The organism is Syntrophomonas erecta subsp. sporosyntropha, assembly GCF_055395365.1.
This window is the reverse complement of record NZ_AP042459.1, coordinates 923751-941416: the sequence shown is the minus strand read 5'-3', so window position 1 is coordinate 941416 and position 17666 is coordinate 923751. Positions and strand designations below refer to the sequence as shown.

The 17666-nt window shown below is 42.4% G+C and carries 14 protein-coding genes and 1 riboswitch; of the genes, 11 read left to right on the top strand and 3 right to left on the bottom strand.

Features of this window, described 5'->3' with window-relative positions; translation table 11 throughout:
• The first annotated feature begins 5 nt into the window (after positions 1 to 5).
• The gene (locus ACZ5Q0_RS04370; RefSeq protein WP_447182757.1) at positions 6 to 1994 is read left to right on the top strand and encodes an MrcB family domain-containing protein; all 1989 of its coding nucleotides are present in this window, start codon (positions 6 to 8) and stop codon (positions 1992 to 1994) included.
• Between the two features lie 5 nt (positions 1995 to 1999).
• Positions 2000 to 4282: a DUF2357 domain-containing protein gene (locus ACZ5Q0_RS04365; RefSeq protein ID WP_446819175.1), complete on the top strand. Its 2283-nt coding sequence runs from the start codon at positions 2000 to 2002 to the stop codon at positions 4280 to 4282.
• A gap of 325 nt (positions 4283 to 4607) precedes the next feature.
• Here ACZ5Q0_RS04365 and ACZ5Q0_RS04360 read toward each other — a convergent pair whose 3' ends face one another.
• From ACZ5Q0_RS04360 to ACZ5Q0_RS04350, 3 genes are all read right to left on the bottom strand, one after another.
• Positions 4608 to 5030, bottom strand: a complete 423-nt coding sequence (locus tag ACZ5Q0_RS04360) for a YmaF family protein (protein ID WP_446819176.1) — start codon at positions 5028 to 5030, stop codon at positions 4608 to 4610.
• A gap of 306 nt (positions 5031 to 5336) precedes the next feature.
• The gene (locus tag ACZ5Q0_RS04355) at positions 5337 to 6311 is read right to left on the bottom strand and encodes an ABC transporter ATP-binding protein (protein WP_446819177.1); all 975 of its coding nucleotides are present in this window, start codon (positions 6309 to 6311) and stop codon (positions 5337 to 5339) included.
• 11 nt (positions 6312 to 6322) lie between these two features.
• Positions 6323 to 7111 (bottom strand): ABC transporter permease, encoded by a 789-nt coding sequence (locus tag ACZ5Q0_RS04350; RefSeq protein WP_446819178.1) that lies wholly within the window; start codon positions 7109 to 7111, stop codon positions 6323 to 6325.
• An 835-nt stretch (positions 7112 to 7946) separates the two neighbouring features.
• Positions 7947 to 8081, top strand: a riboswitch (cyclic di-AMP (ydaO/yuaA leader).
• Between the two features lie 289 nt (positions 8082 to 8370).
• Here ACZ5Q0_RS04350 and kamA point away from each other — a divergent pair.
• From kamA to ACZ5Q0_RS04305, 9 genes are all read left to right on the top strand, one after another.
• The gene (kamA, locus tag ACZ5Q0_RS04345) at positions 8371 to 9555 is read left to right on the top strand and encodes a lysine 2,3-aminomutase (protein WP_464827286.1); all 1185 of its coding nucleotides are present in this window, start codon (positions 8371 to 8373) and stop codon (positions 9553 to 9555) included.
• Positions 9556 to 10407 carry a putative beta-lysine N-acetyltransferase gene (gene ablB, locus ACZ5Q0_RS04340; protein ID WP_446819180.1) on the top strand — a complete coding sequence of 284 codons (852 nt, stop codon included), beginning with the start codon at positions 9556 to 9558 and terminating at the stop codon, positions 10405 to 10407.
• Positions 10408 to 10854: 447 nt separating this feature from the next.
• On the top strand, positions 10855 to 11286 hold the full coding sequence (locus ACZ5Q0_RS04335; RefSeq protein ID WP_446819181.1) for a GNAT family N-acetyltransferase: 432 nt from the start codon (positions 10855 to 10857) through the stop codon (positions 11284 to 11286).
• A gap of 101 nt (positions 11287 to 11387) precedes the next feature.
• Positions 11388 to 12701 carry a cyclic 2,3-diphosphoglycerate synthase gene (locus ACZ5Q0_RS04330; RefSeq protein ID WP_446819182.1) on the top strand — a complete coding sequence of 438 codons (1314 nt, stop codon included), beginning with the start codon at positions 11388 to 11390 and terminating at the stop codon, positions 12699 to 12701.
• A gap of 261 nt (positions 12702 to 12962) precedes the next feature.
• Positions 12963 to 13490: a YeeE/YedE thiosulfate transporter family protein gene (locus ACZ5Q0_RS04325; protein WP_446819183.1), complete on the top strand. Its 528-nt coding sequence runs from the start codon at positions 12963 to 12965 to the stop codon at positions 13488 to 13490.
• Positions 13480 to 14010 (top strand): YeeE/YedE thiosulfate transporter family protein, encoded by a 531-nt coding sequence (locus tag ACZ5Q0_RS04320; protein WP_446819184.1) that lies wholly within the window; start codon positions 13480 to 13482, stop codon positions 14008 to 14010. The genes ACZ5Q0_RS04325 and ACZ5Q0_RS04320 overlap by 11 nt, the downstream gene beginning before the upstream one ends.
• Positions 14011 to 14493: 483 nt before the next feature.
• Positions 14494 to 15672 carry a class I SAM-dependent methyltransferase gene (locus ACZ5Q0_RS04315; RefSeq protein WP_446819185.1) on the top strand — a complete coding sequence of 393 codons (1179 nt, stop codon included), beginning with the start codon at positions 14494 to 14496 and terminating at the stop codon, positions 15670 to 15672.
• 180 nt (positions 15673 to 15852) lie between these two features.
• Positions 15853 to 16536 (top strand): transposase, encoded by a 684-nt coding sequence (locus tag ACZ5Q0_RS04310; RefSeq protein ID WP_446819186.1) that lies wholly within the window; start codon positions 15853 to 15855, stop codon positions 16534 to 16536.
• Positions 16533 to 17423: an IS3 family transposase gene (locus tag ACZ5Q0_RS04305; protein WP_446820730.1), complete on the top strand. Its 891-nt coding sequence runs from the start codon at positions 16533 to 16535 to the stop codon at positions 17421 to 17423. The genes ACZ5Q0_RS04310 and ACZ5Q0_RS04305 overlap by 4 nt, the downstream gene beginning before the upstream one ends.
• The last annotated feature ends 243 nt before the right edge of the window (positions 17424 to 17666 follow it).

Below are 17666 nucleotides of genomic sequence, written 5' to 3'. Positions count from 1 at the left end.
TCGGTATGAAAATGACCTTTTTTGAAGTACAATTCACATATAAGGGGAATTATGGTTGCAAATATCTAGCTGGGGAGATGGTTATGGTGAAACAGGTGCGCAGCTGGTCAAAACCAGACGGTATTCCCGGGTTGATTGGGCGCAAGATTCCTCCTTTCATTGATGGCTTTGGAAGTTATCTACAGGAGATCATGGATAGCTATGTTAATGTACGTACTAATCAAAGTTTTGGCCGGGATACTACTGTATGGACACTGTTTTCTAACGTTGAAGATAAGATTAAGCAAAATGATTGGTTACCACCGATAGTTAATCTGCGCTGGAGTGTTGGACAGGGAAACTGGGCACGGATACCCTGGATTGCATTTCTTGATTCCCGCATAACAAATACTGCCCAGAAGGGGATATATGTTGTTTACCTTTTTCGGGAGGATATGGAAGGGCTATACCTTACTCTTAATCAAGGGGTTACCGATGTTTTAGCCCAATCTGGAGTAACCCAAAGCGAAGGTAGGAGGTTACTTCGCCAACGTGCGGAGTTATTGAGGAATGATTTTGGGGAACTAATAAAATATGGGTTTAATCTGGATAATGACATTAATCTGCATACCGATTCTTCATTAGGGATCAACTACGAATATGGGACCATCGCCTATCGTTATTATTCTAGTGCGGAGCTTCCGGATGATGGGATACTCTCAACGGAACTTTATCATCTCATAGAGGTCTACCAAGCCTACGTGCTGAAATTGGAGGACGACATGCTGCAACCTACCAATATAGACGGAAGTTTCTCCCCAGCTGTAGGGGAAAATCATCATTCCCCCATTTCCCCATTCATTAACATGAATAAAAAAGTAGAAGCGCTCATCCGATGGATAGGGTCTCAGGGCTATGTCTACGAACCCTGGCAGATTGCAGCCTATATCGCAGCATTGAAAACTAAGCCTTTTGTCATTTTAGGCGGGGTATCGGGCACAGGAAAATCAAAGCTACCAGATCTAGTCAATAAAGCCACGGGAGGGGTTACTCACTTGTTGCCTGTACGGCCGGATTGGACCGATAGTTCCGATGTGTTAGGTTATTGTGATATTCAGGGGCAGTTTCGACCGGCTCCTGTTCTGAACTGGGCCAGGGAGGCGGAAGCACAGCCGACCCAGCATCACGTTTGCATTATGGATGAAATGAACCTGGCCCGAGTAGAACATTATTTTGCAGAAATTCTAAGTCAGATTGAGAACCGGCACAAGGGGGATAATGGCGGCTATATTAGCGGCAATTTATTAAGTCAAACGCTTTTACCAAAGGATGAAACCTGGAGTAAGCAGGTGCTGCCAGCCAACATGGCCATTGTGGGCACGGTTAATATGGATGAAAGTACTTATGGATTCAGTCGCAAGGTCCTTGATCGAGCCTTTACAATAGAATTGTCCGAAATTAATTTAGGAAGATGGGAACGTGAAATTTCAGATATCGTTAATATGGATACCTGGCCAGTAGAACTTTGGTACCCACGAGCAGTTAGGCTAAGTGAATTGGAATCACCAACGGACCAGGAGCGAAAAACCATTGAACAGGTTATTAAAGTATTAATAGAGATAAACAGCATCTTACAACAATCCCAGATGCAATTGGGATATCGTAGTAGAGATGAGATTGCCTTGTTTGTTTTACATGCACAAGAAATAGAAGCCTCTTTTACTACTCATAGTGGAGAGTTTGTAGATCCTTTGGATTTAGCTATGTTAATGAAAGTGCTGCCCCGGATTATAGGTGGGAGTTCAACCATTAGACAGGTTATTATGGAGTTATTGGCATGGGCCAATCAAGGTGAGTTACCGTCGGAGTCTAATGCAGATGAATGTGTAAGTCAATGGACTCGTAATAAAAGGCCTTCTTTTTTGGTTGATGCTAAATTTCCGCGTACCGTAGCTCGGCTATGTCTGATGTGGGAGAGGTTAACGAACGAGGGCTTCACTTCGTTTTGGATGTAATTATTATGAAACGATTATTTGAATTGGAAACTGATAGAGTCCTATTGATTTTTAGCCAGGGATCTAGTCAGCCTCCCCAGATATTAAGAAATGAACAAGATATTCAAGGAAGTTTAATCATTTGCAAAAGGCGGTCCGACTTAGAGTTGGTAAACGTATGGAGAAATGTGCCCGGGGTTCCTGACGATGATACGATTTCTATAGGACCTCGCCTTTTTGAGGAAACTGCTTACAAACTTTATGCAAAGGCTAAACAGGGTTCCAAGATAAGTATTTTTCATCGTGATCCACTAATAATATCTGACTTGGAAACCGTCGATAATGGGAAGAGTGTTTATGGTTCAATTAACTTTAAATCACAGGTGGGGCGAAGTAATTTTACGGTTATACTGGATGGAACACCGGAATTTGATTTTGAGGTAGAAGTGTTCCCTTCCAAACTTAGTTATCGTTCTGATTATGAACAAATGCTGGCAGATGTTCAAGATATAATGACGGCTTTGGCAATGGACTATCTTAAAGCGACTTATCAAATGGGAACATCATTAAGTAATCAACCCTCAGGGGATTTGGAGTGGATTACTCTTCTAGAAAATGTCTTGAGTGATTTGGAACAGGCATTGTTATATGTTGCCCGCCAGCCAATTCGTGGCTTACGTCGGGAAACTGTTTATCGTCGTACGGAGCAAGTCAAGAAGGTTGATGCGCAGGTACGAGCTGCTTTCCGATACGGAGCTGGAAAAGGGGATATTCTTGAACTTACCGGTGGCATCAGGGTTCGGCAGGTGATTCGGGGAACCCATGCCTGTCAAACCCTGGATACTTTAGAACACAGGTGGTTTGCGCGACAGCTTAAACAGATTCATCGACGTCTCCACAATATATATCGTAAAGAGCTGGCTATTTGGTATTCAGATCCTAAAAAGCAAAGCAAGCGACATAATCACATCCTGACACAAGTCAAAGCATTTCAGCAACGCATTTCTGTTTTGAGTAAGCTAGACCCATTTGCTAATGCTAAGGGAAATGTTCCTAGCGGATATGGATCTATGCAGCTTTTAGGTGCTCCTGGATATAAAGAGGCCTATAAGGCCTGTTTAGTTCTAAGCTTAGGTTTACGAATTGAGGGGGGACCATTTAAGCTATCTATTAAAGATTTAAATGTTTTGTATGAATACTGGTGTTACCTGGCTCTTTTACAGATAATGGCGGAAGAAACGGGAAAACCTATTCCGGTAGAAAAGCTAGTTAAGGTCAAAAATAACGGTTTGCAGATACTTTTAGAACATGGTAGAACAACTAGTGTTCCTTTTGAAGGGGAAGGAGATCGAAAGATAACGGTTAGCTATAATCCCCGGTTCTCAGGATCAGATATGTTGGTTCCGCAGAAACCAGATCTGCTGATTTCCCTCGAAGAAGATGGCTGGCCTAAAGTTCATCTGGTCTTGGACGCTAAATATCGCTTAGATGCATCCGACAAATATCGTAACCATTATGGTTCAGTAGGGCCACCGGAAGATGCTATTAATATAATGCACCGTTATCGGGATGCTATCCTGGAACGCCCCAACAAACACTCAGAGTTACCCCAACGTACGGTAATTCAAGCAGCGGCATTATTCCCTTGCCCATTTGAAGAAAGCCGGTTTTTTGCACAGAGCAAATTGTGGCAGGCATTACAATCCATCGGGGTAGGGGCGTTACCCTTTTTGCCTGATAATACTATTAAGGTACGAGAATGGCTACATAGCCGTCTGGAGCAGGGAGGCTTTACGACTGCACGACAGACAATTGCATATAATATCCATGAGCAAGCTCATGAATGGAGAGTAGCCGCCAGTGAAATGGTTCTCATAGCAGTTTTGCGGGGTGAAGATCCAGGCTTGCATCTTGAATGGGTGAAAAAACAACGCTTATACTATATGCCGGTACTGAAAACCCAAGAGCGGCAGATGAATATACACTGGATTGTGTTTTATTCTCCGCGAGTGTTGAGAATTCCGGGAGCGATTACGCATGTTGCATTAGTTGAAGGGATAGAAATTACCAAACGAAATAATATACAGACACCCTGGGGTACTGGAAGAAGGGCGGATGAACTCCAAGTTCTATATAGATTAGGGGAAGTGAAAGAATTAAGCCGCCCTATTGAAAATATGGATGAAAATGATAAAGGGCAAAGTTTTCGCAGTCATCGGTGGACAAGCCGCCTAGGATTAGAGAGGGCCCACCATATTAAGGAATTACTCTGGAAACTGAACCGGAATGGCGTCTATTCGAGGATTTAAAAGCTGCGGGTATAAGTTTTTTCATCGAGCCTGGTCCTGTTAAAATAATTGATCTGGAAAATCCACAGGGGCGAGCAAAGTTTGTGCTGGCTAATGGTAATAAGGTGCGTTATGCAGGTTATTCAGGGTATTATTATCAGGAACAAGGTGAACCTGGCAGGTATTTTCTAAAGTACCGGGATTTATTTACGTTAATTTTAAATTCGGGTTGTTAAGATATTCCGGGATCACGGATGTAATGTATAGCATTACTTGCCACCTGAATAATACAACTGCCCATTCCTAATTACCGAGAATGGGCAGTTAAGGTAGAGGCGGTTAGGGGTTAATCCTGAAGGGGATTTTCAATGAAGGTAGTAAAGGCAAAATCGTGATCATGGCCGAAGTTGGTAGTTGTCTCTCCTTCTACATAATGTATATGTTTTTCCCCTTCGATAAAGACAGGCAGACCTGTTCTAATACCAACTTCGTGATAATGGTTAAAGAAGAAATCAGTGTTAACAAGAATAGCATGTACATGACTATCCCCCATTGGGATCTCTTCGCTGGTCACACCGGCAAAACGGTGAGTGTGGGGTATAGTTCCAGCTACCATAACACTTCCGGCAAACTCATGTACATGAGTCTGAATTCCAGGTTTATGATGCCTGGATGGACCATCATCGTGATGATGGTGAGGGTCCTTTTTAGGCTGATGAGGTTTACGCTTAGGATAGCAAACTCTGCAATTGGGATTACCACATGCCATACCATAATACTCCTTTCTTTCTAGTTAGTACATGATATGGGATACCCTTCCGGAAGGTTACTATCGGTTAGTTCTTTTAATTTACCTAATCAAACGGCATAAAAGAGGACAAAGGGACAGGTTTGCTGTCCCATGTCCCAACCTTAAAAACCGTGGTCTTACTAAACTGTCGTATCGCGCACTCTTAGGTTTCCTGGTAACTATTGATCCCGGGCATTTTCTTAAGTTAAGGTCAATGATTAGGAACAAGTGATGTGGGCAAGTGGAGTGGGACAGCAAACCTGTCCCCTTGTCCCCCTTGTCCCGCTAGGAAGTGTGGGTAGAACCATTATTGCTTCCATCAGCAGATCCGGTTTCTACCAGACGCAACAAAATATCCTCCAGGCTGTTTTCCTTAAGGCCAAAGGAGAGTATTTTCCCGTTGTGGGCGACTACTTCAGATATAATTAGGGGGCGCAGGTCGCTATCTTTGGTTGCATTAATATCTAGTTTTGAACCGTTTGCTTTTACTTGATTAATTCCAGGAATGTTTCGCAATGCCTGCACCACCTGCGTATTAGGCCGAGTCATAACTAATTCAATATTCATGCTGTTACTGGAGGTACTGCGAAGGTGTTCAATAGAGTCTAAGGCTACCAGGCGACCGTGGTCAAATATACCAACCACATCACAGATGCTTTCCACTTCGGGCAGTATGTGAGAGGACATTAATACGGTAACTTCCCTTTCCTGCCGCAGGCGAAGGATTAAGTCCCGCATATTTTTGGCCCCCAATGGATCTAACCCCAGGGTAGGTTCGTCCAGAAAAAGGATTTGGGGTTCCGATAATAAAGCTTGGGCCAAGCCTAAACGGTGGCGCATGCCGCGGGAATACCCCCCGATATGGGCATGTTTTTTGTCCATCAGTCCTACCAGTTCTAGAACAGAATCAATACGCCGCTGTTGTTCGCTCATAGAAATATCCAACAGACGGCATAAGTAGCGCAGGGTTTCCAAAGTAGTCATACGGGGATAAAAGGCGGGATTTTCAGGCACATAGCCAATATAGGCCCGCACCTGCATCGGTTCTCTTATCACGTCATAACCTGCTACTAGTGCGGTTCCACTGTCTGGACGAATTAAACTTACCAACATTTTAAAGGTGGTGGTCTTACCGGCTCCGTTTAGTCCTAATAATCCGAAAGAGGTCCCCGGTTTTACCTGAAAACTTATATTATCTACTGCCTTTAAGGGGCCGTACCATTTGCTTAAACCTTGAACATCAACCGCAAAGTCTTTCAAATTACTCCCCCCTATTTCCTAAAGGTAACATTTTGCCGCTCAAAGATCCAACTACTCAGGAGCAGTACGACAACGGTCATGATTAAAAGTGATAGACAACATATTAGTGCATCACTAGGACGAGTTAGAGCAAATTTTTGAAACTTAGCAAAAACGCTTAAAAAGAATTTTACTATTAAGGGTAATCCTTGGAAGCTATCAATATGCAGCAATTGGCCGACTTGCCTTAGAAATTCCCCGCCCAGTGGGTGGGCAGGTGCCATAAAGACTAGAGCACATAAACCGCTAGTGGCTGTGGTGGGGGCAAATATTGAAATCAAAGTAGTCAGGGCTACAAAAAACAAAGACACACAAGTTACGATAGCCACCAGGGTCAGCCATTGGCTAAATGGGGGCATGGGAAGCTGCCATCGATATTGCGATATTCCGGAAATCTGGGCCCAGAAATAGGCGGCAATTAATTCTACTACCAGCAGGGGGACAATCATCAGTACATAAGCCCAAAATTTGCCCAGAAGCAAGGAGCGTCGGGGCAAAGGCTTAGAAAGAATTAGCTCCAGAGTACCCTTCTCCTTTTCCCCCACTACCGCATCCATGGCAGCAAAGATACCGATCATAGGGCAGAGTACGGCAAACAGTTCAAAAAAAGGATCCAGAACATTAGTAGAATTAGCCGTAGGACCGACTTCTGTATAGAGAGCCATCAGGATGCCGCCAAAAATAAACATCAATAAAAATAACGCTTTATAGTTACGTAGATTCTCCCGCAGTTCCCACTGCATTACCGCCAATATTTTCATTAGCAACCCCCCGTTTCCTGTATTGTGATAACATTTTTGGTTTATTGTTTAAATGATTTTGCAATAAATTAAACCCTGCCGAACATAGACTTCGGTAAACATTTAAGTTAAACCTTCTATTTTCGCTATAATCTAGGGGACAAGGGGACAAGTTTGCTGTCCCATCCCTAAAAAACCGAAACTGTGGTCTTACGAAATTCATCCTTTCATAATCTGCCCCGCAATTATTGCCGACTGTTTATGCTAATTCTGGGTATTTTCTTTAGTACCGCGTTCTGGTGTTGTTAACACTTTAATAGTCAATAATTGGGGACAAGTATATGGGACAGCAAACCTGTCCCCCTGTCCCCCCCTGTCCCCTTGTCCCCCTAACTTGACTTAAATTAACGTTTAGGTGATAATATTACAAGAACATTCCATTTTATGTAAAACCCTGCTGATACTGAACTTATCACTTTAAAATGTGATGTGATTACTACGTTATGGAAAGCTAAAAAGGAGCTCAATGTAAAGGACGATTAGATACTTTTCAGACAACCATTTACACCGAAAATCCGGTTAATTAACTTTATAAAACTGCCAGTGGCGGTATTATTTACTTTTCCGTAGTTTCCGGCATGTGGCTGAGCTTCTGAAGATGCTTGCAGTGGTATATTCAAGGTTATAAGACAGGTTAAAATGGATTTTGCCTATTTTGCCTTATAATAGGGAAGTATGTTCAGGTTTTTATACGACCAACTCAATAGAATATCTTTATTTGCAAAAGGAATAAGGCTTTTTATTGAGTTATACGTGGGACGACTTTGTTTAGGAATATTCCCGGTAAGTTAAAACAATTATATAAACGCTGAATCGCAAAAGCGAGCGGGAGAACCAACCTTTGGGGTGAATCCTGTTTAACACAGGTAGGGTTTAGTCTTTTTCGACCCGAATCCGTCAGCTAATTCCGTAAGCGTTGAGAAGAAAGAGCAGTTAATGCCACAGCTGTTGCTCTGTGGCATTTATTTATTCAGAATTCTTTTAACCATTTATATTTAGCAACTATCTTCCATATCTAATCAATGGTAGTCATTAAGATTTATGAATTCTTACCCAACTGCAATTTCGCCAACTTTTCCCCTCTGTATTGTGTTTTCATATGCATTATTAGGTTTTCTTCTTGCCGGGGACAGAAAGGAGACAAGATGAACACATCCTGTAGAGTGCCAAACTATTGTGCTGATATCAACCTGGCTGACTGGAATGACTGGAAGTGGCAAATGGCTAATCGTATTTCTACGGTAGCGGAACTTGAGCAAGTGATAAATCTAAGCCGGGAGGAAAAAGAAAATCTCCGTAAGGGCCTGAAAACCTTAAGAATGGCTATAACACCTTATTATGCCAATCTCATGGCTAAAAATGATCCAAAATGTCCGATACGCAAGCAGGCAGTGCCTAGCAGCAAGGAAACAAACATAAATCCAAACGAGACTAGGGATCCCCTGCATGAAGAAATTGACTCACCGGTAAAAGGACTTACTCATAGGTATCTAGATCGGGTATTGCTTTTGGTCACGGACCAATGCTCTATGTATTGTCGTCATTGCACCAGAAGACGATTTGCTGGCCAAACTGATCGGGCTTTACCAATAGAAGACATTAATAATGCCATTAACTACATCAAAGAACATCCAGAAATCAGAGATGTACTAATCTCTGGAGGTGATCCTTTCTGTTTGCCAGACAAAAGGATTGAATATATACTTAGAAATTTGAGAGCCGTAAAACATATTGAGATTATACGTATTGGTACTCGCACGCCGGTAGTTATGCCCCAGAGGATAACAGATGAACTATGCGCTATGCTTAAAAAGTATCAACCTCTGTGGATTAACACTCATTTTAATCACCCTAAAGAAATTACTCTCGAGTCTGAACGGGCCTGCAGTAAACTGGTAGATGCCGGAATTCCCCTAGGCAATCAAGCAGTTCTTTTAAAAAATGTGAATGATTGTCCATATGTTATAAAAAAACTAGTGCAAAGTTTGGTACGGATTAGGGTTAGACCTTACTATCTATACCAATGCGATCTTTCCGAAGGTATTGAACATTTTAGAACTTCTATAGCAAAAGGAATAGAGATTATCGAAATGCTGCGGGGTCATACTTCAGGACTGGCAGTTCCCACCTTTGTAGTTGATGCACCTGGTGGGGGCGGTAAAATACCGGTTGGTCCCCAGTATTTAATATCGAGATCACCGAGGAAAACCATTTTACGTAATTATGAGGGAATTATTTGCACCTACAGTGAACCAGAGGATCAAAGCCATGAATGTACACAATGCGGTATATGTGCTGAATACAAAAAATTTGAATGTCAGGGCCTGGAAAAGCTTTACCTGGATGAAAAAACCCGGCTGATACCTCAAGGCAATATTCGCATTGGCAGGAGGGCAAGTTATTAAATGAGAACAGTTATTTACAAAGATAAAGATTTTTATAAGGATATTGACGGGACATTGCTATTCTTAGATGTAATAAACAGTAGGGTTAAAATATTAAACCACCAATATCTTAAAAGCAGTCATTTAATATATGCCAAACAGCTGGCCATTGCCAATAATATGGGAAAAATAATCTCATTTGCTCCTCAGGAATGTTATGATCTGTTTCAGGAGGCGGGGTTTAAAGTAGAGGGAAGAATCGAAGGATTTTTTAAAGGAACCTTGGCATTGTGCTATTCTTACTTTATTGATAGTCATCGAATGTTTTCCTCCAACGGTGATGACGAAAAAAGCTTTATTCAGTGCAGTCAGGACCATTTTCCCGGTCAGGATCTACTAGCTAAGTTTCCTTATCTGCTAAGGGATGCAAGTTATAAAGATATTCCTCAGATGATCAAGCTATTTAAATCAGTTTTTGCCACCTATCCTTCCCCGGTGTTTAATGGGAATTATATTTTCGATAATATACAGAAAAATAAAGTTCGTTATAAAGTAGCTCTTCATGATGGCAAGGTCATAGGTATTGCTTCAGCGGAAATGGACCATGACAATTTAAATGCCGAAATAACAGATTGTGTAACCTTACCTTTGTATAGGGGTCAGGGTATATTAACGGCTATAATTCAAGAACTGGAAGAGTATCTGCAAGACCACGGGTTCATATGTTTGTACAGTCTGGCCCGTACTAAACATCCCGCAGTGAACAAAGCTTTTTATCGGCAGGGATATACTTTTTCCGGCCGAATGGTAAACAACTGTGATATTTGCGGTTCCCTGGAAGATATGAATATCTGGGTAAAACTGATAGTGTAGGTGTTTAATTAGTTCTGTTAGGAGGCCCAATTAACTGGAAATGATTTTTCCCCGCCAGCCAGGTGTAGATAAGAACACTTCGGCTGGTGGGTTTTTTTTAGTCTGTCGCCGGTTTGGCCCGGCTGCCTTCTTATAGTTCTTGGTTGCCGTATTTTGGTTTATTAGTGAAATGGTTTTACAAGATCATTCCTAATCAATCAAATATGGAACAAAACGAAGTGTATTCTTTGAACTAAAGAGTGGACCAAAATATTTACATTATTTCGGGGGATTAAAAATTCCGGAATCTAAAGCAAAAAGAGTATAATATAGAAAAAGTGTTTAAGGAGACCACCCGATATTAAAAATGTATAATTTAGGGTAAAAAGGGTAAGCGGGCCCTTTTCCTGTTATTTACAGAGGTAATGGTGAAAAAACGGGTTGGGAATTCCCGGTGGAGGGGGAGAAATGGAAGCAGCGGGATATAGGATAGAAAAAGCCCAGGCAATGGATAGGGGGGCGATGTTGGATCTGTGGAGATCCATCCCTGGCCTGGGGGTAGGGCCAGGTGATGAGGATGAGTCGCTCAGGATCTTTATGGAGAAAAACCCTTCCACTTGCCTGGTATTAAGAGATCAGGCTGGTTTGATTGGCACAGTGCTAGGCGGTTTTGACGGGCGCCGGGGTTATATATACCATTTGGCAGTACACCCGGACCATCAGGGTCGAGGGTATGGCAAGGCACTGATTAACCAGGTCACCTGTGAATTAAAGGCTTTAGGGGCCAAAAAAATGCACCTCTTTGTTTATGGTGACAATCATACTGCTATAGCATTTTATCAGAGTCGGGGGTGGGATCTGCGTCAGGATATTCAGGTGTTTTCCTGGAATGCCGGCTAGATGGATTGATAAGTAAACAGGCTGGTCCTGGCCAAAGTTTCCATCTATATGGGGTTTTGGTCAGAACCGGACTGTTAAAGTAATAGAGAGGAGAAATTTTGATGAAAGTAGATCGTGTAATTATCATGGGTGCAGCAGGGAGAGATTTTCATAACTTTAACACCTATTTTAGGGATAATCCAGCCTACCAGGTGGTAGCCTTTACAGCGGCTCAGATTCCGGATATAGAAGGAAGGCTATATCCTGCTGCATTGGCAGGATCAGGATATCCGGAGGGTATTCCTATATATGCAGAAGAGGAACTGCCCGAGTTAATTAAAAAATATAAGGTGGACCAGGTGGTCTTTGCTTATAGTGATGTATCTCATGAGTATGTAATGCATAAAGCCTCTTTGGTTAATGCTTGTGGAGCAGATTTTAGGTTAATGGGTCCGGAAACTACCATGATTAAGTCTAAACGCAAAGTAGTAGCAGTAACATCGGTAAGAACAGGTGCCGGGAAAAGCCAGACCACCAGGTATGTTGCCAAACTGCTTATCGAAGCCGGCAAAAAGGTAGCAGTTATACGGCATCCTATGCCCTACGGCAACCTGGAAGAACAGATTGCGATGAGATTTGCCAGTTATGAAGATCTGGACAAATTCAAATGCACTATAGAAGAAAGAGAAGAATTCGAGCCCCATATTGATAATGGAATGGTAGTCTATGCGGGGGTAGATTATGAGGTTATCCTGCGCCAGGCGGAGGAAGAAGCTGATGTAATCCTCTGGGATGGTGGCAACAATGATACTCCCTTCTATTATTCTGATGTACATATAGTGGTAGTTGATCCGCACCGGGCCGGGCATGAAACCAGTTACTATCCGGGTGAAACTAACCTTCGTATGGCTGATATTGCCATTGTTAACAAGATTGACTCTGCAGATCCTGCCAGTGTCGAGGCGGTCAAAGATGCTATAGTTGCTAATAACCCGGAAGCAACTATAATCATGGCAAATTCACCGATCAGTGTGGATGAGCCTGAATCAGTAAAAGGTAAAAAAGTTTTAGTAGTAGAAGATGGCCCCACCCTTACCCATGGGGGTATGGCTTATGGTGCCGGGGTAATTGCTGCTGAAAAATTGGATGCCGGTGAATTACTTGACCCCCGCCCCTATGCAGTCGGCAGTATAAAGACAACCTTCGCCAAGTATAACCATCTTTCTCGGCTACTACCGGCTATGGGCTATGGTAAGACCCAAATGGGGGAATTAGAACAGACCATTAATAACTCGCCGGCTGAAATGGTAGTCATTGGGACCCCTATAGACCTGCGCCGGGTAATGTCTCTGAAGAAGCCGGCCGTAAGGGTTGGGTATGAACTGGAGGAAGTAGGTACTCCCCAATTAGCGGAATTGCTGGCAAAAAGGCTTTAAAAACCAAAGTGGCTGTGCCACAATAAAAAATTTAATGTTTTAATAAAATTATTAAGCTCCCTCTGGAGATTTACCTCCCGGAGGGAGCTTCCTATTTTTAGGGTTTTAGCATGGGGGGACAAGTGGGACAAGGGGACAGCAGACCTGTCCCCTTGTCCCACTTGTCCCAAAATCTTATTGACAATATGACTTTAAAAGGATATTATTATCATAATAAATTACCCACTACGGGTATGGGGTATAAGTAAAGGAGTGGGAATAATGCAAGATCATCAAAGCAAATCCTTAAATCCTTATGTAGCCGGTTCCTTAACCGGACTATTGATTGTTTTGTCGGCAGCTATAACGGGAAATTATTTTGGCTCATCTACCTCTTTTATCCAGTTTGCCGGAATGATTGAAAAACTTTTCGATCCGGTAAAAGTATCTCAAATGAAGTATTTTTCTATGATAAAACCGGTTCTGAGCTGGCAGACCATGTTTGTTACCGGTATATTGTTAGGCAGTTTTATAGCGGCTACAATTTTTGGGGATTTCAAATGGCGGTTTATACCTGATTTATGGCAGAAAACCCTGGGTACATCCCGGTTTAAAAGAGGGGTGGTTGCCTTTTTAGGTGGAATTATTGCTATGTTCGGAGCTCGTTTAGCCGGGGGGTGTCCGGCAGGTCAGATGAGCTCATCGATTTTGTTATCTGTCAGTGGTTGGGCTTCGATGATAGTGTTTTTTGCAGTGGGTATAATGGTAGCTCGGATTATTCATCGTGGAGGTGGAGCTAATGACCGCTAATTTAGTTTATGGAGCTGTTACTGGTATTTTATTTGGATTTTTACTGCAAAGGGCACGGGTCTTAAGATATGATAAACAGGTAGGTGCTATGTTACTTAAGGATTTAACTATAGTTAAGTTTATGTTCAGTGCTATTCTGGTAGGGATGGTGGGAATATACCTGCTAGGTGATTTAGGCACCTTAAAAGTAGTAGGCAGACCATTAGTTATGGGTGGATTAGTTATCGGGGGGAGCCTTTTTGGCATCGGTTGGGCTATGTTAGGTTACTGCCCGGGAACATCCTGGGGGGCACTAGGCGAGGGACGTATTGATGCTTTGGTGGGAATTCTGGGGATGCTTACCGGGGCAGCCTTATTTGCCGAAGTTTATCCCTTCTTCGCCAAAACGGTCCTGGCCTGGGGCAATTATGGTAACATTACCATCCCTAATGTATTAGGAATAAATCATTGGTTTGTAATTATTATTACTATAGTATTAGCAGTGGTGCTATTCCGCTGGTTAGAAAAAAACAATCTATAAGATCGCACGGAGGATCGAAAAAACACTATACCGTATCAGGAAAGGCATAAGGTCCTATTCCAAAATTAGCATCTTAGTTATGCTTCGGTTGAAGAACTCCATATCAGCGAAGCAAAAAGAGTATAATAATTGGACAACAAAACGTGAAAACCGCGTCTTTCTAAGTTTTTTTATACAAACTTCCTTACCCCCTCTTTATGAGGGGGTTTTGCAACTTTATGGTCTTTTGTTTTTAGTGCAATAGTCAGGGCTGGCAAAAAAGATATTACCTGGTTTTAACTAGATTGGGTAAAGAACCAGGTTAGTCTATAAGACTAATCATTATAAAACCTTTGATTATCAAAAAGATAAAAGCTATTTGCTGATGGAAGGGCTGCAATGCCCCCTGTTTCCTTAAATCATATATGGTGGAATATAACATATGGGGGTATTATAGATATAGAAACATAGATAAAATGCAAGGATCAGGGAAAGGAGCAGATTATGCAAAAGTTTTTTCTCAACAAACTATTTCAACATTTGAAGGGCGGGTCTTTTGATGTAAAATACTGGGACGGCAGTGTTGAGCATTATGGGGAAGGCCAGGCTGAATTTATCCTTATTCTTAATAAGCCCCTTTCAGAAAAGGAGATTATTAAGGACGTTTCCCTGTTTTTTGGGGAGGCGCACATGAGCGGGGATATTGATTACGAAGGGGATATCCGTGCTATTTTAGATTTGGCTTTTAAGAATAAGGATATGTTCTTAGCCGGGGATAATAATATATTAGGGGGAATTGCTAAACTAATACCCAAGTCGGCGGACCGTAACAAAGATGATATTAAATATCACTACGATATAGGTAATGATTTTTACAGCCTGTGGTTGGATGATAGTATGACTTATTCCTGTGCCTATTTTGAAAAACCAGAGGATTCATTATATCAGGCACAGATGAACAAAGTCGATTATATATTGAAAAAACTAAACTTAAAAAAAGGACAGACTTTACTGGATGTTGGTAGCGGTTGGGGAGAGCTTATTATCCGGGCTGCCCAGCAGTACGGGGTGAAAAGCCTGGGAATAACCCTCAGTGAAGAACAGTTTGCTAAAACTAAGGAAAGAATTAAAAATGAGAAATTAGAAGATTTAGTAGATGTTAAAATTCAGGATTATCGTGAACTGGCCTCTTCAGGCGCACAATTTGACCGGCTAGTTAGTGTAGGAATGATGGAACATGTAGGCCGGGCCAATATACCTGATTTTATAGCTACGGCTGATTCTTTACTTAAATACGGGGGAGTATTTTTGCTCCATACGATTACCAAACAGGTAGAAACCGAAACTAATGCCTGGATAGAGAACTACATTTTCCCGGGGGGTTATATACCAACCATAAGAGAGTTAGTTTCATTACTGCCGGAACATGATTTTTATATTAAGGATGTGGAAAGTTTACGCTTACATTATGCCCATACCCTGGAAATATGGGCTGATAATTTCGAAAAGAACCTGGATACTATACGGAAGAAGTTTGATGAACCCTTTATTCGCATGTGGCGGGTTTATCTAAATTCATGTATATATGGCTTTCGCTATCGGGTGGTAGATGTGCATCAATTTTTACTGGAGAAGGGAATTAATAATGAAATGCCTATGACCAGACACTACCTGTATAAATAGAACTAAGGGTGCAGGCTTTTAATATTTATTGTTAGACCGAGATTAGAAAGTTTAAAAAGGAAGTTCACCAGATTTCTTCCGTAGAAAAAATCCCGTTTGATGCTGTAATTTGATATGCTCCCCTTTGAGTAGACACCTGAAAAAACAAAAATTCAGGACTACACAAAGGGGAGTTTTTTTATGGGTAGAAGTAGGATCGATTGGGGCAAGAAAGTTGAAGCCGTCGAGAAGTACAAGCAAGGAGAAGGAAGTCAGGATAGTATAGCGCGCAAATATGGGATAGATCCATCCACTTTGCGTCAATGGATAGTCAATTATGAGGCCATGGGCCCGTCTGGGTTAGCAGCCCAGCAGACAAACACCAGATACAGCGTGGAACTGAAAACCGCAGCGGTAGAGGCGTACCTACGGGGTGAAGCAAGCTTATTGGAAATATGTAAGAGGTATAGCATTCGTAGCAAAAGGCAACTCCAGGATTGGATAACGGATTATAATGGTCATAAAGATATTCGGGCCACCGGGGGCCGAGGGAGAGGTATTTATATGACCAAAGGACGATTAACCACGTTGGAGGAGCGGATAGAAATTGTCGGCTACTGTATAGCCAATGGTAAGGACTATGGTGCAGCAATCGAGAAGTATAGGGTATCCTACCAGCAAATATATAGCTGGGTATGCAAATATGAGAAAAAGGGCGTAGACGGCCTAATCGACAAGCGCGGGAAGCGCAAACCGTTGGATGAAATGACCGAAGTTGAGCGTCTTCGGGCAGAGAACAGGATGCTTAAAGCCGAGAACGAGCATAAAGAAATGGAGATTGCCGTGTTAAAAAAACTCCAGGAGATCGAGAGGAGGCGGGGCTGAGCGGGGTCCGGCAGGAAAAGCTTTACCTGACCGTAAAGGAACTGCACGAAAATAAAGCATACCCAGTAAAGGACATTTGCAGGATATTAGACCTGAACAGGTCATCCTATTACAAATGGCTCCACCGCAGCAAGAGTGCCCGCGAGTATGAGAACGAAGATCTTCTTCACAAGCTTGGTTATCTCTACGCTGAATTCAACGGAATATATGGATATCGGCGACTGACAGATGAACTGAACGCCAGATACGAAACCAGTTACAATTACAAGCGTATATATCGTCTTACCCGACTGGTTAACTTGAACGCCGTCATCCGCAGAAAGCGTCCGCAATACCAGCGGTCTACTCCTGAAGTTACAGCGGAGAATATTTTGAACCGTGATTTCACAGCAGAAAAGCTTAACGAGAAATGGCTGACCGACGTCACAGAATTCAAGTACGGAAATAATGAAAAATTGTATTTGAGCGCAATCCTTGACCTCAAAGACAGAAGCATTATCTCTTTCGCCATGGGACGAAGCAACAATAACCAGCTCGTGTTTGAAACCTTTGATTTGGCCGTTTCTAAATACCCCGATGCTCACCCGCTGTTTCATAGTGACCGAGGTTTTCAATATACAAGCAAGCATTTCAAGATCAGATTGAATAATGCCGGAATGAAACAAAGCATGTCGCGTGTCGGCCGCTGCATTGACAACGGCCCAATGGAAGGTTTCTGGGGTACTCTTAAGTGCGAGATGTACTACCTTGGTAAGTTCCCGGATTACGATAGCTTGGTAGCGGCTATTGAAAGCTACATATATTTCTACAACTACGAACGCCGGCAAAGGAGACTGAACAAACTGCCTCCGATGACCTACCGTCAGTTGCTTGAAAATGCAGCCTAAAAACTGAGCCCCGTCATTGACGGAGCCCGGTAAAAGGTTTTCTTTTTTTCGTCTGTCTACTTGACAGGGAGCAGTTCAATTTGCAATTGGCAGCACAAACGGGATTTTCTCTTTTTTTGACTAGGTTCTTAAAACCAGGGTGGGCTTGCTCCTTGGAAAGGGGGAAAAAGGACCATCCCTTGGCTTCCTTTACAAAGGAGGAGGGGGGAGGTATAATATGGGTGTATTATGTGTATTATGCAC

Coding starts and splice junctions, on each gene's coding strand:
- ACZ5Q0_RS04370 (WP_447182757.1), top strand. CDS start 6: ATGAAAATGACCTTTTTTGAAGTACAATTCACATATAAGGGGAATTAT.
- ACZ5Q0_RS04365 (WP_446819175.1), top strand. CDS start 2,000: ATGAAACGATTATTTGAATTGGAAACTGATAGAGTCCTATTGATTTTT.
- ACZ5Q0_RS04360 (WP_446819176.1), bottom strand. CDS start 5,030: ATGGCATGTGGTAATCCCAATTGCAGAGTTTGCTATCCTAAGCGTAAA.
- ACZ5Q0_RS04350 (WP_446819178.1), bottom strand. CDS start 7,111: ATGAAAATATTGGCGGTAATGCAGTGGGAACTGCGGGAGAATCTACGT.
- kamA (WP_464827286.1), top strand. CDS start 8,371: ATGGCTAATCGTATTTCTACGGTAGCGGAACTTGAGCAAGTGATAAAT.
- ablB (WP_446819180.1), top strand. CDS start 9,556: ATGAGAACAGTTATTTACAAAGATAAAGATTTTTATAAGGATATTGAC.
- ACZ5Q0_RS04335 (WP_446819181.1), top strand. CDS start 10,855: ATGGAAGCAGCGGGATATAGGATAGAAAAAGCCCAGGCAATGGATAGG.
- ACZ5Q0_RS04330 (WP_446819182.1), top strand. CDS start 11,388: ATGAAAGTAGATCGTGTAATTATCATGGGTGCAGCAGGGAGAGATTTT.
- ACZ5Q0_RS04325 (WP_446819183.1), top strand. CDS start 12,963: ATGCAAGATCATCAAAGCAAATCCTTAAATCCTTATGTAGCCGGTTCC.
- ACZ5Q0_RS04320 (WP_446819184.1), top strand. CDS start 13,480: ATGACCGCTAATTTAGTTTATGGAGCTGTTACTGGTATTTTATTTGGA.
- ACZ5Q0_RS04315 (WP_446819185.1), top strand. CDS start 14,494: ATGCAAAAGTTTTTTCTCAACAAACTATTTCAACATTTGAAGGGCGGG.
- ACZ5Q0_RS04310 (WP_446819186.1), top strand. CDS start 15,853: ATGGGTAGAAGTAGGATCGATTGGGGCAAGAAAGTTGAAGCCGTCGAG.